Below are 17,300 nucleotides of genomic sequence, written 5' to 3'. Positions count from 1 at the left end.
AAGATTGCAATAAACAGCAGGAACAGCTGCAAAATTAAACTATTTCCAAGGCACTTTCGACAACCTGATACACTTTTTCGAGTTGTTCTTTGGTAATGATATATGGAGGCAAAATGTATACGATATTCCCAACCGGCCTTAAGATCACGCCGTTTTCAATAAAGAAATCGTACAGTTTGTTGCGGAGGGTTCCGTAGTAACTGGCCGCGCCTTCGGTTTTTATTTCCAGTGCGAAAATAACGCCCAATGTCCGTGCTGTTGCGACTTTGGGATGCTGTTCGATTCGTTTCTGGAATTCAAGATGACTTTGATGAATACGTGCAATATTGTTTTGCATTTCGTCGGTGTGCAGCAATTCCATACTCGCCAAAGCGGCTGCGCAACCCGTTGGATTAGCCGTAAAGGTGTGTCCGTGGAACAGCGCCTTGTTGATGTCCTCATCATAAAAAGCATCAAACAGTTCCTGGGTAAAGGTCGTAATCGCCATCGGAATGGTTCCGCCCGTCAGTGCCTTCGACAGGCACATCATGTCGGGTTGGTGTTGCAAATAATCGCAGGCAAAAGTTTTTCCGGTTTTCCCGAATCCGGTCATCACTTCGTCGGCAATGGTGATCACCTTATGCTCCTGACAGATTTTTAGCAATTCATCCAAGGCTTCCGGCTCATACATCACCATTCCGGCGGCGCCCTGAACCAACGGTTCAAAAATAAAACCGGCACAGTTGTTATTCTGTATTGCTTCGCGCAACGCTACATAACTGGCAACTTCATGACCTTTGACAGGCACCGGAATCCGGACCACATCAATGAACATCCCCTGGAAAGCCTGCGTGTAAAACGAGATTCCGCTGGCAGCCATCGCCGCAAACGTATCACCGTGAAAGGCGTTTTCGAACGCAATTATGGTAGTTTTCTTTTCGCCTTTATTATAAAAATATTGCAGTGCAACTTTTATCGCGACTTCTACTGACGTGGAGCCGTTATCAGAAAAAAAGATCTTCTTTTGATTGTTGGGCAAAAGCGTCATCAGTTTTTCGGAGACCTTTACTGCCGGTTCGTGTGTGAATCCGCCAAATAAAACGTGCTCCAAAGTTGTCAGCTGCTTATAGATCGCATCGGCAATAACCGTGTTGCTATGCCCGAACGGGTTGACCCACCACGAGGCGATGGCATCAATATATTCCTTGTTATTTTCATCCCAAAGCAACGCATCCTTCCCTTTAACAATAGCAATCGGTGGTTGTGCCGTTTTATGCTGGGTGTACGGATGCCAATTGTAAAGTGCGTCTCTTTCTGTCAGATTCATGCGTTATAGGTTTAGTAGCGTTTCCCGAAACGAATCGGCATATTCCAAGATTATATTTTGGTCAAAATACGGTTCCTGGTCGATTCTTCCAATACATTTCAAGTTTGTTTTTTTGAGGATAATTTCTTCCGAAGGTTTATTTTCATTCCCGCTGAAGATGATCCCGGCAATGGTAATGTTCCTGTTATTTAAGGCTTCCACCGTCAGTAGCGTATGGTTGATGCTGCCCAGATAATGACGGGAAACGACAATCACTTTGTAATCGGGTTGTATCAGATCGATGACACAATCGGTATGATTTAATGGTACAAATACACCTCCGGCACCTTCTATCACCAGATGATTGTTTGTTTCGGGTTCTTTTATTTGATGACGATCAATCGCAATCCCGTCCAATGCAGCGGCCAAATGTGGACTTGATGGAGTATGGAGCGCATAACTGTTGGGATGCAGTACCGTTTTCTTATTGGAAATATACGCTTGGATTTTATGGGTGTCGGAAGTTTCCAGATCACCGGCCTGAATGGGTTTCCAGTAATCGGCTTCGAGCGCTTCGGTGATGATGGCTGAGGCGATAGTTTTGCCGACATCGGTGGAAATTCCTGTAATGAATAGTTTCATAGTTTATAGCACACGGATGACACAGATTTAACTGATTATCACGGATTTTTTAAAGTTTATAAAATTTCTTTCTATTATTGCTGTAAATGAATCTTTTGAATTCCGGTGTTTCTCCAAAATTCAGCAACAGGCCTATTTCAATTTCAGTCGCTTTGAGATAATTGATAAGCTGCGCTTTATGAGCATCCATTAAACACTCACATGCTTTAAGTTCTAATATTATTGCATTTTCAATAAGTAAATCGGCATAATACTCGCCAACAACCTGGTTTTTGAAATACACTTTGATTTGCTTCTGAGGCTCTACTTTATAACCCTGCGATTTCAACTCAAGAAACATTGCATTTTGATATACTTTCTCCAAAAAGCCATAACCTAATTCATTATAGACTTCATAATAAACTTTCAAAATGGATTCACTCAATTTTTTATGTAAAAAATTATTCATATTTAATTTGCGTTAATCCGTTACATCTGCGTCATCTGCGTTCCAAAAACAAAAGTACTTAACAATCGTAAGACTTCGGGGATTTCTTCTTTAGAATTGAACTCGTACAGACAGAACCTGACCGTAAATTTCGTAAAGTATTTACAAACTTCCTCATGTTTTGTAAAACAAAAAGCAACCCGAAAGTTGCTTTTAGTTATTCCTCTTTTAATTCATCCAATACTTTCCTAAGTTCCTTAGCGTACTTGCCGTAAAGGTTATTGACCCACCATTCGGTAACGGAACCCAAACATACCATCATACCAAGGAAAACACCCATCAATAATCCCAGAAAAAAATCGGCTGACTTTTCATGTATGAGGACAGTCAATTGTTCTACGGTGTAATTATTCAGGAAAATCATTCCCACGAAAACCAATACAAAGGGCACTAAGGAATACGTAAAGGATTTATACAATTCCATATTCAATCGTACATCAAAATAAGTGTCGTACAAATTGTCTTTGGTATTTGTTTCCACTTTGTTCAATCTTTTGTAAAACCAATACAGTTTGACTAGAAAATAACCGCAGGTCACTAAAAAAAGCACAAAAAGTCCGTAAAATGCCGTTTGCAATAGCGGCGAAAAATGGCATATCACGGGGATAGATCCTAAAAAAAGGATAGAGAAAATTTGGTAAACCAATTCTTTTTTTAAATTTTTCCTGATTTTATCCAAAGGCATATTTGCTGATTGCAATTTTTGCAGATATGTGGGAAGTATGACATTCTCTGACTTGTCATTGTTCCAGGCTGATTGTATATCGTTAAAATCCATATTGTTGCTTTTCTATGATTTCTTTTAATTTATTTTTGGTCCTATTGAGTTTTACGCGTGCATTTCCTTCGCTGATACCCATGTTTTTTCCAATTTCTTTATGAGAGTACCCTTCGAGATGATAAAAAACCAAGGCTTTTTCGATTTTGTCCAATTGGTTTACAGCAGTATAAAAATGATTGATCTGGGCTTCTTTGATATGCGAATCATCTTCTTCCTCTTTAATATTATCCGAAGAGAGCGGAGAAACGGGCACTTTTCTTTTCTCTTTTTTAAAGAAAACAATTGCGGTATTTACTGCTACCCGATACATCCAGGTCGAGAATTGGCTCTCGTTTCTAAAACTATCATATGCTTTCCAGAGTTGGCAGACAATTTCCTGAAACAAATCCTGCTGGTCGTCAGGATTATCCATATACATTTTGGAAACCTTAAAAAGTATTCCTTTATGTTTTTCGATTCGGTTTAAAAATTCGGTCTCTTTTTCCTTCAAAATACTATCTCTTCGGTTTTTGTGATTGGAAAGTGGATGGATTTGCTTTCACCGCTTTTGCTTTGTTTATAGTCCGTAAGTAAAAGAAAAACCAAAACGTTACAGATTTTATGCTTTATTTAAAAAGAAAGGAGCAAAGATGGGACAAGACAGTGGTAATTTCTTCTTTGGAATTGAAGCTGTGCAGGCAAAACCGCAATCGTTCCTGACCCTCCGGAACGGTTGGTGACAAAATAGCTTTGACATCAAAACCTGCATCCTGAAGTTTTGCGGCGATGGATTTCACGTTGTCATTCCCGGGAATAATCGCCGATTGGATGGCCGATTTGCTTCTGACAAACATGGGTTTCAGACCCAATAAATTCTTCTGTTGATTGAAATGGACGATGTTTTCACGGAGCTGCTGCACGATTTTTCGTTCGGATTCCAACTGCTGGTAGGCGATCAAAATAGTCGCGACTGAATGCGGTGACAAACCCGTCGTATAAATAAAACTGCGGGCAAAATTTACCAGATAGGTTTTTAATAGTTCCGCTCCTAAAACAGCGGCCCCATGACAACCCAGTCCTTTTCCGAACGTCATGATTCGGGCAAAAATGCGATCCTGAAGCTGTAAGCTTTGAAGCAGTCCTTCTCCTTTGTCCCCAAAAACACCCAACGCATGTGCCTCGTCAATAACCAGCAGCGCGTTGTATTTTTCAGCAAGAACAATCAGTTCCTCGATATCGGGGCAGTCGCCATCCATGGAGAAAACACTTTCGGTGACGATAAATATTTCATTGTTGTCGGTTTTGAAACGCTGCAAAAGCATTTCCAAATCTTCGCCGTCGTTGTGTTTGAATTTATAGTATTTGGCTTTCGAAAGCTGCATTCCGTCGCGTATAGATGCATGACACAATTCGTCATACAAAATCAAATCCCCGCGTTGCGGCACGGCACTGAAAAAACCGACATTGGCATCATAACCGGAATTGAAGATAAGTGCGCTTTCCGCTTGGTGGAATTTGGCAAGAAACATCTCTGCATCTGCGTAGGTTTGATGATTTCCGGATAACAAACGCGAACCGGTGGCGCCATTCTGAAGGAGATTATGATCCGTCAAATATTGGTGGGCCGTATTGAAAATGGTTTCGGATTTGGAAAACCCCAGATAATCATTCGACGCGAAATCTATCCTGGAATTGGATTCGGGCAAAGATCGCAGCGAATTGGACTGGATTCGCTGGTCTAATTTATCGGATAGAGATTTTGGAAATCGTGTCATATTTACAAAAGTAAGGAAAGTTTTTTTGTTCGCACAGATGAAAAAAATATCGATATTCGTTTTTTTATTATCGTTTATCAATAATTTTATATATTTGCCATAATTAACAAATCAATTAAATATGAAAAAATTAAACATTTTAAAAACCCTATTAGATGTATTCTGGGTTTTTTCAATTATTGGAATTATTGGACTGGCACTTTTTATTCCGTTTATGTTTTTTAGCGATGAGGCGATGGACATTCCGATTAAAATAAATGGCGAAAAAATACTGGTTATCGATTGGACAACAAGAATCATTTTAGTCCTTGGGGTTATTGCCTATTGTTTTTTTGTTTATGCAATTTATCAGCTCCGAAAATTATTAGTCCTGTTTTCCAACAGAATAATTTTCGATGAAAAAATAATTTTGTTATTACATCAGGTAGGACTTAATTTCATGTTTGCATCTTTTTTGACAGGAATACCCGCTTTAATCTACAATGTAAGAACTAAGGGTGACATGGCTGTAGAGTTCGGAGGCGGATTCAGTTCCTTTTTATTTACCGCCAGTTTAGGTTTATTTTTTATGGTTTTGAGCGAAGTATTCAAAATGGCTAAAACCATGAAAGAGGAAAATGAATTAACAATCTAATTATGCCAATCATCATCAATGTGGATGTAATGCTGGCCATACGCAAGATGCGGTCGAATGAACTCGCTGAAAAAATGGGTATTACCACGGCCAATCTTTCTATACTGAAAACCGGAAAAGCGAAAGCGATCCGGTTTTCGACGTTGGAGGCGATTTGTGATATTTTGGAATGCCAGCCGGGTGATATTATGGAGTATGTAAAAGAGTAAGCGCGTTGCGACAGTTTATGTATCATATTATATAGTAGTCCAATATGTTTTGTCAAATCGAGCGCAGTCGAGATTGGGTTCTCGACTGCGCTCGAACTGACAATAGACTAATTTACAAACAACACTGGTACAATCTCACAGCGGTTTTGGGTTCTTTCGGATTCTAGCCCGGATAGAAGTGGAAATCCTTTTGCTTTTTTCTTTAAAAAGCAAAAGATTACAACGGATAGCCGGAAACAGCTCCAAAATAAAAAAGCCTGACAGTGACGTCAGGCTTTTCATTATAGTGGATTATGGTAGTCGTTAGTCGGCTAAAATAATTACTTTATTGTCTTTCATTTCAATTGTACCGGAAGCAATTGCAAGGGTGTAGTGCTGGTCGTCCACTTTGGTGAATTTCCCGGCTACATCTTTACCTATTTTAAAACTAGGTGCTGCAATCTTCACAATTCCTTTTCCTAAGATAGAAACAATCGGTGCGTGATGATTCAATATTTGAAAGCTTCCGTCAATTCCAGGCAAGGTAACTGAAGTTACTTCTCCTGAAAATAATTTTGCCTCTGGTGATACTATTTCTAAAATCATTTTTTTGAGTTATGAGTTATAAGTTATGGGCTATGATAACTCATAACCCATAATTCATAATTTATATTAAGCTTCTGCCAACATTTTTTCTCCAGCTTCAATCGCTTCTTCGATTGTCCCTTTCAAGTTGAATGCTGCCTCAGGCAAGTGATCCAATTCTCCATCAATGATCATGTTGAATCCTTTGATGGTATCTTTAATATCAACCAATACTCCTTTCAAACCTGTAAACTGTTCCGCTACGTGGAATGGCTGAGATAAGAAACGTTGTACACGACGCGCTCTTGATACGGCTAATTTATCATCTTCTGATAATTCTTCCATACCTAGGATCGCGATGATATCTTGTAATTGTTTGTATTTCTGTAGAATTTCTTTTACTCTTTGCGCACAATCATAATGCTCATTCCCTAAGATCTGAGGAGTCAAAATTCTTGAAGTAGAATCCAACGGGTCAACCGCAGGATAGATACCTAACTCAGCGATTTTACGAGACAATACCGTTGTAGCATCTAAGTGAGCAAACGTTGTTGCCGGTGCCGGATCCGTTAAATCATCCGCAGGAACGTAAACCGCCTGAACTGAAGTAATAGAACCTTTATTTGTTGAAGTAATACGCTCTTGCATCGCCCCCATTTCAGTAGCCAACGTTGGTTGGTATCCTACTGCAGATGGCATACGACCTAAAAGGGCAGACACTTCTGAACCTGCTTGTGTAAAACGGAAGATGTTATCCACGAAGAACAATACATCTTTTCCTTGGTCAGTTCCTGCTCCGTCACGGAAGTATTCCGCAATAGACAATCCTGAAAGTGCCACACGTGCACGGGCTCCAGGAGGCTCATTCATTTGTCCAAAAACGAAAGTCGCTTTTGAATCTCTCATTCCTAATTTATCAACTTTAGACAGATCCCATCCTCCATTTTCCATAGAGTGCATGAATTCCTCACCGTATTTGATAATTCCTGACTCCAACATCTCACGAAGTAAGTCATTTCCTTCACGTGTTCTTTCTCCTACTCCTGCGAATACAGAAAGACCACCGTGACCTTTTGCAATATTGTTGATCAACTCCTGAATCAATACTGTTTTACCAACTCCAGCACCACCGAACAATCCGATTTTTCCTCCTTTTGCATAAGGCTCAATCAAATCGATTACTTTAATACCGGTAAATAAAACTTCAGAAGAAGTAGATAAATCTTCGAATCTTGGTGCCGGACGGTGAATTGACATTCCGTTTTCACCTGTTTTAGGCAATTCTCCCAATCCGTCGATAGCATCTCCGATTACGTTGAATAAACGCCCGTAAATGTCCGCACCGATTGGCATTTTGATTGGATTTCCTGTTCCAACCACTTCATAACCTCTGCTTAAACCATCAGTTGAGTCCATAGAAATCGTACGAACTGTATTTTCACCAATGTGAGATTGTACTTCAAGTACTAATAAAGTACCGTCTTTCTTAGTGATTTCTAATGAATCATAAATTTTTGGAAGCTCTACATCTTTACCGTTGAAAACTACGTCAACTACTGGCCCGATGATCTGTGAAACTTTTCCTATTACTTTTGACATTGCTTATGTATTTATTAAATAGCTATTTAGGTTTATGAAAAACACCTCTTTTTTCAGAGTGCAAAGATAATTTTTTATAATATAAAATCAACACTATTTTGATAAAAAAATATGATTTTTTTACAGCATTGTTTGTAAATCGAACGCAAACAAAAGAATACCGTTTTAGAAAATAGATTGCATAAAAAAACCACCAATAAGAATCGGTGGTTTTTTATGGATTTTTATTACATTTATTACAAAGCCATCGGATAAAGGATTCGGTAGTTTTGTGACTCTACGAGTCTTAATGTCGATCCGTATTTTGCATTGATCGCCTCAATAAATTTATTGGCAATCAGCGCATATCCTCTTGGAGAAGGGTGAACACCATCTAAAGAAAACGTTCCTCCGGTCACATACGTAGTAGACATCGTATAGCTTCCAAACGCAACACCGGCAGGTGTCGCCAATTGATCCATTACGGCTTTTGCATTTACAAATGCCAATCCGTTTGCCGTAGCAACTGACTCTATAGTTGTATTGTAAGCATCGGTAGCTGTTTTCACTTCCGAAATTTCATTTTTAGAAAGCACCCACTGATCAGCTAATGGAACAGACACCCCATTAATCAATGTTGGATTTCCTCCTACAGAAGTACCAATAAAGGTTCTCGCCGGAAGTATTATCAAATCTGCACTGGTTGCCTGTCTGTATGACGGGATTCCGTATGCTGTTAAGTTGGTCAAGTAACTATCGGTTAAAACAACTGCATTTCCGGCACCAACATGAAAGGTAATGGTTCTCTGAGCTGCCTCAGCAGCAGAAATCAAACCATTTGCCAAAGCAAACTGAATACCACCGTTGTAAGTACCGTAACCGCTTGCGCTGCTCAACAATCCTACAGTCGCAGTGTCCAATGGGACCGGGTTGTAAGGCACCGTAGTAAAGTAAGGCAATGTATTTACGTATGGGAGATTCGCCACAACGCCTTTTGCACCGTTCGCGGTCAATGCTGTTACCAGTCCGGTAAAAGCCCCTGCGAAAACGTTTGGATCTGTAATATCATTGCTTCCGTACGTTGCCGGATTAAAATTCCCTGTCTGGTTCACACCAACACCTCCGGAAGTAGCATACGACAATACGTCGTTACCACCAATCCATAAAGAGAAAAATGTAGGATCCTGTGCAACCGCATCATCAATTATTTTCGCTCCAGCAGATGAGGCAAAACGTCCAAAATATGGATTGACAGTTCCATATCCAGGATATGCCAAATGAAAACTCTTTGCACCGGGAACACCCATGTTATTGAAGGGCCCCGCCAGTACCGTACCATAAATTTCCCCGGAAACACCAGGTACATTTACAGGAGCCGAACCGTTAAAAAACAGTCGGGTTGGGAATTGAGGTATCTGAACACCTCCTGATGAAAATCCTCCAACATTGTCAGCCATTAAAGGAATAGCGAAATCCCCACCACCTGCAGCCATAAACTGCTGCGCTAAAATATTAGTGTAAGCCCCTTCCTGTCCGGCTCTGAACAATGCATTATCACTATATCCTGCAGCAAAAGAATCACCCAATGCCACATATTTTGAAAAATCCGCCGAACCGGAAGTTACGGGTACATCCGTTACAGTATCATCATCATTACTGTCACATGCCATAAAGGTTAAGGAAACCAATAGCAGCCATTTGAAATTTTTTATCATAATCCTATGTTTTTTATGTTAGTGATTTAAGGAGTTAAGGATTGATTGTTAGAGACGCAAACCATTGATGTCCAATTTCTCCCGCTCCCACAACCTGAATGTAATCTTTTCCAAACAAATTGGTAGCACCCACTTTAAGAACAGATTTAATTACCGGAATAGCCCAATTCACCTGTGCATCAAATACCGTGTTCTCAGGAACCTTTCCGTCAACAAATGAAGATTGCCATAAGTATTCCGTATTCCATCTCACGTTCATATTGAAACCGATATTTTTAAACAAATTAGCATTACCTAACGATGCTTTGACTCTGTGTTTTGGAGTATTGAATCCTGCTTCGAAGCTTGGGTCGCTTGCCTGGTCAAATTTAAATTCAGCAAAATTATAGTTCACTCCCACTTCAAAATCTTTGTATACTTTCTTAGATAAACCTATTCCGAATCCTGTTGAAGTTATTTCTGATTTAGAATTCGTATAGACCTGGAACACTCTTCGGTCGCCATTTGTTAATGCAAAAAATGGATTTAACGTTGTAGCGTTAGAGAAATCAATAGGTGTGTTAACATCGCCATAATAAGGAGCAATAACATTGGCCGTATTCAAGAAGTCATTATAAATGTTATAATATCCATTGATGTCAACTGAAAACTCTTTCACTACCGAACGATACCCTACTTCGAAAGCCTGTACCTTTTCTGGTTTCACAAACCCCGGAGTTGCTACTACAAGTAAATCTGAAGCTCCTTGAGGATCGGCTTGATTTGCACTTAATGCAGCAGAAAAAGCTTGAACTGAAGTAACTGTGTATGAATTAAAATATGCGTTTTGCCCAGACAATTCCACAGTTGGTCCATTTCCAAGCAATTGACCAGGAGCACTAACATTTCGTGTTTCCACATAACGGTCTAAGTTTTCAGGCGCAGATCCGATTAATGCAAACGGCCCTAAATCAAGTCCAATATACTGATCTTGAGTTGTTGGATTACGGAAACCGGTTTGGTAAGAAACTCTGAAATTATGTCTTTTTGCCGCTCCGGCGGAATACACAACCGATAGTCTTGGTGAAATATTGCCGTCGAAATTTTTGGATTTATCGTAACGGATAGAACCCGTTAATTTCAATCTCTCTTCTATTAATTTCTTTTGAACCTGAGTATAAACGCCATATTCACTATATTTTATAGGCTTGTCGTAATCTGTAAAGATTGAACCTTCAGAATCCATCACATATTCTCTTGCTGATCCACCTACCTGGAATTCCGCAAAATGAATAAGATCTTTGAAATTATAATTTGCATCTCCATGATAGATTTTGGATTTATCCACAAATTTAGCTCCTTTAGTAAAGTCAGCATCCTGAATAATTCCTGCTAAAGCTGCTTGATATTCTGGTGTTCCAGGCATGAATCTGCCTGAATCAGCTACCTGTCTTGCAGTAGCATGTGCCTGTTCAGGTGTCTGACCACCTAACGTGGATTGGATATACGCTCCGGCATATTGACCAAACCAAGTGTTGTCACTTTTCCAAGCGCGGTTCACGTTCCATGCCGCAAAACGGGTATCATACGAATCTCCTGCATCCTCTGCTGTCATATAGGCTCTTGCAAAAAAGTTTTTACCTTTCACTTCTAATCTCGTCTGGTTCATAAAGAAATTCTTCAGAGAGTATCTGTTCGCACCTTGGTAAACCGTATTTCCTAAACCAACTTTATGTTGCAAAATAATTTCGAAATCATTGGCCCAAGGTTTGAAATGCAAAGAAAAATCGGCTTTAACACTTTCCACTTTATTGTCACTCAAATCCTTTTCCTCGTAACCTGTCCGGCTCACATTTGAATTTGGCAATAAATTGACAGCTGCCGCTGGAATTAATCCCATATTAGCCAATGATACTCCTACTCCTTTTAAGTTGGTAGAAATCTCATCCCCATAGACGTTTAGACCGTCATAATTTGGGTTTACAGCATGTCCGATAGCATCAGGATTGGCTAAAACACCTCCGTTGACAATATTTCTTTTATCAGACGCTATCCATTCGGTTCCTTTCATGATATTTAAATTGGCTTTTGCTGCAAAATGCTTACTGAAAGCAGTTGCGGCTCTAATTCCAAAATCATAATAGTCATTTGTTCCGGCGGTTTTCTGGGTAGTCCGACCATATTTCATGTAGGTGCTGATACCCTGATGAGTAAAAGGACTCTTGCTGTTCATAAACAAAATACCATTAAAGGCGTTGGCTCCATACAATGCCGATGAAGCTCCCGGTAATAATTCCACACTGGCCACATCCAATTCGGAAAGTCCAATTAAGTTTCCTAAAACAAAGTTCAATGCGGGAGAGGAATTATCCATTCCGTCCACCAATTGCATAAAACGAGTATTCGCTACAGAAGCAAAACCACGGGTATTTACCGATTTGAAGGACATACTACTGGTATTGAAATGCACTTCCTTCATATTTTCCATACCATCATAGAATGTCACTGCGGTAGTAGATTTGATTTCCTTAATTCCCATTCTTTCAATGGTTACAGGTGATTCAATAACCCGTTCAGGAGTTCTCGATGCCGAAACTACAATTTCATCCAATAAAGTTTCTTGTTCAACAAGAGCAACGTTAACATTTTGATTGTTTTCTGTAATGTTAATTTTCTGGGATGCGTATCCGACACTGGAAACTTCGATTACGTATGGCGGCTTATCAGCTGTGGTGAACCGAAACTTTCCATCAACATCTGTTACCGTTCCTGCGGAACTACCCACGATTTTGATGTTGGCCCCGAAAACCGGTTGATTGTTACTGTCTGTAACTGTGCCTGTTACTGCATTTTGGGCAAAGGTTATGCCACAAAAAAACAATGACAAAATAAGTAAATACACTCTCATTTGGTTAGAATTTTGTTTGTTTATCAAGCCAAAGTACAAATTAATTTGAGATTACTAAAAACAGACCTAAAAAATTTAAATATCTGTAATCCTGTTAAAATGAGGTAATTTCAAAATTAAAGCACCTTTACTTTAATTTTATCATTTTTTTAACACTTTGACCGAAAAACCCATAGTATGCGTACCTATAACATACAAAAAATAGTAGAAAATAAATTTAAAATATTTCAGCCACAAAAAAAGCGGGATATTATATCCCGCTTTTTATAAATAGTTAAACCGTTTTACTCCACAGTTACCGATTTGGCCAAATTTCTTGGCTGATCAACATTACAACCTCTCAATACTGCAATGTGATACGAAAGCAATTGTAATGGTATCGTAGTCAATAACGGCGACAATGCATCTGCAGTATCGGGGATTTCAATTACATAATCCGCTAAATCTCTTACTTGTGTATCGCCTTTTGTTACAACGGCTATAATTTTTCCGCTTCTTGACTTAATTTCCTGTATATTACTTACTACCTTATCATAGTGCCCTTGTCTGGGCGCAATAACAATTACCGGCATATGTTCGTCAATCAAGGCAATTGGTCCGTGTTTCATTTCGGCAGCCGGATATCCTTCTGCATGGATATATGAAATCTCTTTTAGTTTCAACGCCCCTTCCAAAGCTACAGGAAAGTTATAACCTCTTCCCAAGTACAGGCAATTTGGCGCATCTTTAAATACTTCGGCTATCTCTTTTGCCTTTTCATTGGTTTCCAATGCTTCGGCAACTTTTTCAGGGATAATTTCCAATTCCTGCAAATAACGATGGAAATCTGAAGTAGTCAAGGTTCCTTTAGCCTTAGCCAAACGCAATGCAATCATAGTCAACACCGTGATTTGGGTTGTAAAAGCTTTTGTAGAAGCTACCCCGATTTCCGGTCCGGCATGTGTGTAAGCTCCCGCATGCGTTTCTCTAGAAATAGATGCACCCACCACATTACAAACACCAAAAACGAAAGCCCCTCTTTCTTTGGCTAATTTAATCGCAGCCAGCGTATCTGCTGTTTCTCCGGATTGAGAAATTGCAATAACAATATCACCTGGATTGATGATAGGGTTTCTGTATCTGAATTCAGAGGCATATTCTACTTCAACAGGTATTCTTGTAAATTCTTCAAAAATATATTCTGCCACCAACCCAGCATGCCAGGAAGTTCCGCAGGCAACGATAAGAATTCTGTTGGCATTCAGGAATTTTTCCAAATTATCCTCGACCCCAGCCATTTGGATTAACCCCAAATTAGCATGAAGCCTTCCTCTGTAAGTATCTTTAATAACACTTGGCTGTTCGTAGATTTCCTTTAGCATAAAGTGATCGTAACCGCCTTTTTCAATTTGCTCCAGGTTCATTTTCAATTCCTGGATATAGGGATCAACTAAGGTATCGTCCTTAATTTTTCTTATTTTTAACGGTTTATTCAAACGCACAACAGCCATTTCTTCATCTTCCAGATAAATGGCATTGGATGTATATTCGATAAACGGCGAAGCATCAGAAGCAATAAAATATTCGTTTTCTCCTACTCCGATCGCCAAAGGACTTCCTAAACGGGCTACGACGATTTCGTCCGGTTTCTTTTTATCGAAAACACAAATCGCATAAGCACCTACTACTTGGTTTAAAGCTACTTGGACGGCTTTACCCAATTTAAGATTTTCCTTCTTTTGAACTTCCTCAATAAGGTTAATCAAAACCTCTGAATCCGTATCCGAGTGGAAAACGTATCCTCTGTTGATTAATTCTTTTTTTAGCGGTGCATAATTCTCAATGATTCCATTATGGATCACCACCAGATTACCTGAATTGGAAGCATGCGGATGCGAATTAACATCATTTGGAACCCCGTGCGTGGCCCAACGAGTGTGACCGATCCCGATAGTTCCGTTCGGTGTAATTTCTCTATGAGATTTCTCCTCCAGATCAGAAACTTTTCCCTTGGTTTTACAAAGTTTGAGGTTCTCTCCGTCGTACAGCATAATTCCGGCACTATCGTACCCTCTATATTCTAATCTTTTTAATCCTTTAATTATAATAGGGTATGCTTCCCTAAATCCTATATATCCTACAATTCCACACATAATTTGAATTATTTAGGTTCAGTATAATAAATTCTAAGTTTTAATCTTTGGTTAACAGGTACTGAAGGATTGCTGCCATACAGCACAGTCCCCAACGGATTGATTATCGAAGATAATGGCACACGGTCCACTGTAAACGGATTCTCAAATTCCGGGGTAGGATTTACATTGAATGAATTTCGCAGCACCCCGGAAGTAACCGTTTTAATATCTTCGGTCACTACCAATCCTAATCTCACATTGGTTGAATCGTTCTTCACCAGGTTTCTGATATGATTGGTCAATCGGATTTTATAACGGATTCCTTTTTTCTGTTTCACACCGGCGATTGTAACAGTTTTCGTTTCGATAATACCTCCATGAACCACTTTGTTAAATTTGGGATTGGCACTAAGGGAATTGTCAGAATAGTAATCAATCAGTGGTCTCTTGTTATCCAGATCATACAGATAAACCCTGTTTGGTTCCGGCGAACCGTCCATTTTCGCAGCATCGATGGTAAATGACAGATTGGCTTCATTTATTAAACGTTGTTTTCCGTTGGCCGGGTGTCGCAAGGCGTCCAGTTCGTCTGAAACGTTATTAGACCCTGGGATCAGCACTCCGTTCGCGTCATATCCTTGATTAACATCAGTATTACTGAAAAGTTCGATTACCGTCATTGATCCCGCCTGACCTTTTACATAAAGCAATGGATCTCCAGCAATTTTATCTGGCGATGTAAAGCTTGATACATAAGCGGGATTATATTCGTTTTCGAATACATTAACCGTATTTCCGCCTAAATCAAGCACCAGTTTCTTGTCATCCCAATGTGCAGGAATTGCAGCTGTGGTACCATTGGCAGGCACCTCGGCAACAAAAACCTTATAAGATATAGTCACTTTTCCCGCTTTGAAATTCAGCATTGCCAAACTTCCCGGATTTGTAGATTCGGATGTGGTTTCTGCTTTAAAATACAACCCCCTGAAATATTCCTGAAAAGTATTGTTATTTATCAATTTTCCGGCTGCTCCAGCTCCAAAAATTTTGTCTTGAAAAAATGTCGCATTAAGGTTCAGTCGCATTCTCGGAGCGGAACGTACCTCTTTTGCTTCTCCATGTTCGTCGATCTCCTGGGTTACGATTTCTCCGTTACTGAAGAAAAATTCATCGTTTTGGGTTGGACTTATGGTGTCGTCATTTAAACGGGTCGGGTTGATTGTAAAATCAGATGCCTGATCAGAATAATACTTTTGCACCTCCTGAAATCCAGTTGCCGCATCATAATCCCTTAAGTAATACTTAGATTCATAAACACCTAATTTAAAATTATTACCATATCCTCCATATACAGAATCCAATTCATATGTATGAGCCCCATCTTCAAGGGTTTTTGTTAAAGTACTGTAATACGGGATTGAAAGCTCTACTCTAGTTACTGTTGGAGTCACTCCAAAAGTAGGATTAGCAGCTTGTAATCCAACCTGGGTTAAAAAACTGGCCGTAGTCTTTCCAAAAACAGGATGTTCATAATATCCTAACGCATTGATTGGAAGGTTGTTGGATTGTACTGCGCCTAGGCTCTGATTGTAGGCCACAACGGTCGTTGTATTATCTTCCACAAGACCGAAATGATCGTCTCCAATGATATCTGAACCGACTTCATTATAATCTTTATCGCAGGAAGCAAAGAAAACGGCAATTAGAGCAACCAGCGTTAGTTTAAAAAAAGAAGTGTTTTGCATATTTATCTTTAAATTATTTTAGAACAGTGTTTTTATAGAAATCAGTGTACGCTTCAGCGAATCTATCTTTCGGGGCGAAAGGTAAAAAAGGTTTGTTCGAAGATTCTATAAATTTTGTTAAACTTGATGATAGATTATCCGAAGCTATAATTACCGCATCCGACTGTAAAATGGATGCCTTGATGATGTTTTCATAATCAGGAGTTTCCAAATACGCAACAGCGTCATCCGGAATTCCGTCGAACTTCACTTTATTTATCATTTCCGGATCTAATGTACCGTCGAATGACTGGCTGTAAACAGAAGTTACAATCTTAGTATCAGCAAATAAAGCTTCATCTTTATAATAATGCTTCATATAAATAGGCAGCATACTGGCCATCCAACCGTGAACATGGATAATATCAGGAACCCAGTTGAGTTTTTTTACGGTCTCCACTACGCCTTTGGCAAAGAAAATTGCTCTTTCATCATTATCAGGATACAAAACCCCTTCCTCATCGGTAAATGTGGCTTTTCTTTTAAAGTATTCATCATTGTCAATAAAGTAAACCTGAATCCGTTCTTTCGGAATAGAAGCTACCTTAATAATCAACGGCATATCCAAATCGTTTACCACTAAATTCATCCCCGACAAACGGATCACTTCGTGCAGCTGGTGCCGTCTCTCGTTGATATTTCCATATCTTGGCATGAAAATCCTGATCTGGCCACCCTGATCATTGATCATTTTCGGCACGTCATACGACATCAGCGAAACTTCGTTTTCAGCTAAATAGGGCACTACTTCAGATGATACATACAATATCCTCTTATCCTCCATATTATAATTTAGTATTACTTATTATCAATAAAAAACATGCAAAATTACAAAATTTTATGCAGTTATTAACTAAAATCTTAAG

General features: G+C 39.4%; 15 protein-coding genes. 2 read left to right on the top strand and 13 right to left on the bottom strand.

Going from position 1 to position 17,300, the window contains the following annotated elements:
• Positions 1-34: 34 nt before the first annotated feature.
• The 6 genes from bioA to FNW07_RS02810 all read right to left on the bottom strand — a co-directional run bounded on the left by bioA (position 35) and on the right by FNW07_RS02810 (position 4,949).
• Positions 35-1,306 carry an adenosylmethionine--8-amino-7-oxononanoate transaminase gene (gene bioA / locus FNW07_RS02835; RefSeq protein ID WP_126744260.1) on the bottom strand — a complete coding sequence of 424 codons (1,272 nt, stop codon included), beginning with the start codon at positions 1,304-1,306 and terminating at the stop codon, positions 35-37.
• Positions 1,307-1,309: 3 nt separating this feature from the next.
• The gene (bioD, locus tag FNW07_RS02830; protein ID WP_126744259.1) at positions 1,310-1,927 is read right to left on the bottom strand and encodes a dethiobiotin synthase; all 618 of its coding nucleotides are present in this window, start codon (positions 1,925-1,927) and stop codon (positions 1,310-1,312) included.
• A 49-nt stretch (positions 1,928-1,976) separates the two neighbouring features.
• Complete coding sequence (locus FNW07_RS02825; protein WP_126744258.1) at positions 1,977-2,375, bottom strand: GxxExxY protein; 399 nt, start codon at positions 2,373-2,375, stop codon at positions 1,977-1,979.
• A 196-nt stretch (positions 2,376-2,571) separates the two neighbouring features.
• Complete coding sequence (locus tag FNW07_RS02820; RefSeq protein WP_126744257.1) at positions 2,572-3,192, bottom strand: hypothetical protein; 621 nt, start codon at positions 3,190-3,192, stop codon at positions 2,572-2,574.
• On the bottom strand, positions 3,182-3,685 hold the full coding sequence (locus FNW07_RS02815) for an RNA polymerase sigma factor (protein WP_126744256.1): 504 nt from the start codon (positions 3,683-3,685) through the stop codon (positions 3,182-3,184). The genes FNW07_RS02820 and FNW07_RS02815 overlap by 11 nt, the downstream gene beginning before the upstream one ends.
• Before the next feature lie 115 nt (positions 3,686-3,800).
• The gene (locus FNW07_RS02810) at positions 3,801-4,949 is read right to left on the bottom strand and encodes a pyridoxal phosphate-dependent aminotransferase family protein (protein ID WP_126744255.1); all 1,149 of its coding nucleotides are present in this window, start codon (positions 4,947-4,949) and stop codon (positions 3,801-3,803) included.
• A 121-nt stretch (positions 4,950-5,070) separates the two neighbouring features.
• On the opposite strand from FNW07_RS02810, the gene FNW07_RS02805 reads away from it, so the two are divergent.
• Positions 5,071-5,583 carry a DUF2975 domain-containing protein gene (locus FNW07_RS02805; RefSeq protein WP_126744254.1) on the top strand — a complete coding sequence of 171 codons (513 nt, stop codon included), beginning with the start codon at positions 5,071-5,073 and terminating at the stop codon, positions 5,581-5,583.
• Positions 5,584-5,585: 2 nt separating this feature from the next.
• The gene (locus tag FNW07_RS02800) at positions 5,586-5,792 is read left to right on the top strand and encodes a helix-turn-helix transcriptional regulator (protein WP_126744253.1); all 207 of its coding nucleotides are present in this window, start codon (positions 5,586-5,588) and stop codon (positions 5,790-5,792) included.
• Positions 5,793-6,095: 303 nt separating this feature from the next.
• Here FNW07_RS02800 and FNW07_RS02795 read toward each other — a convergent pair whose 3' ends face one another.
• The 7 genes from FNW07_RS02795 to FNW07_RS02765 form a co-directional block, all read right to left on the bottom strand.
• The gene (locus FNW07_RS02795) at positions 6,096-6,377 is read right to left on the bottom strand and encodes a F0F1 ATP synthase subunit epsilon (RefSeq protein WP_126744252.1); all 282 of its coding nucleotides are present in this window, start codon (positions 6,375-6,377) and stop codon (positions 6,096-6,098) included.
• Between the two features lie 66 nt (positions 6,378-6,443).
• Positions 6,444-7,955 carry a F0F1 ATP synthase subunit beta gene (atpD, locus tag FNW07_RS02790; RefSeq protein ID WP_126744251.1) on the bottom strand — a complete coding sequence of 504 codons (1,512 nt, stop codon included), beginning with the start codon at positions 7,953-7,955 and terminating at the stop codon, positions 6,444-6,446.
• A gap of 236 nt (positions 7,956-8,191) precedes the next feature.
• Positions 8,192-9,649, bottom strand: coding sequence for an SGNH/GDSL hydrolase family protein (locus FNW07_RS02785; protein WP_126744250.1), 1,458 nt, complete (start codon positions 9,647-9,649; stop codon positions 8,192-8,194).
• Between the two features lie 34 nt (positions 9,650-9,683).
• Positions 9,684-12,536 (bottom strand): TonB-dependent receptor domain-containing protein, encoded by a 2,853-nt coding sequence (locus FNW07_RS02780; RefSeq protein WP_126744249.1) that lies wholly within the window; start codon positions 12,534-12,536, stop codon positions 9,684-9,686.
• 284 nt (positions 12,537-12,820) lie between these two features.
• Entirely contained in the window at positions 12,821-14,668 is a 1,848-nt protein-coding gene (gene glmS / locus FNW07_RS02775) for a glutamine--fructose-6-phosphate transaminase (isomerizing) (RefSeq protein ID WP_126744248.1), read from the bottom strand.
• A gap of 8 nt (positions 14,669-14,676) precedes the next feature.
• Positions 14,677-16,395 carry a DUF4270 domain-containing protein gene (locus FNW07_RS02770; RefSeq protein ID WP_126744247.1) on the bottom strand — a complete coding sequence of 573 codons (1,719 nt, stop codon included), beginning with the start codon at positions 16,393-16,395 and terminating at the stop codon, positions 14,677-14,679.
• Positions 16,396-16,408: 13 nt separating this feature from the next.
• The gene (locus FNW07_RS02765; protein WP_126744246.1) at positions 16,409-17,218 is read right to left on the bottom strand and encodes a glycogen/starch synthase; all 810 of its coding nucleotides are present in this window, start codon (positions 17,216-17,218) and stop codon (positions 16,409-16,411) included.
• Positions 17,219-17,300 lie beyond the last annotated feature (82 nt).

The organism is Flavobacterium sp. GT3R68, assembly GCF_007109225.1.
GTDB lineage: Bacteria > Bacteroidota > Bacteroidia > Flavobacteriales > Flavobacteriaceae > Flavobacterium.
The sequence above is the reverse complement of the archived record's forward strand: the minus strand, read 5'-3'. Positions and strand labels throughout refer to the sequence as shown.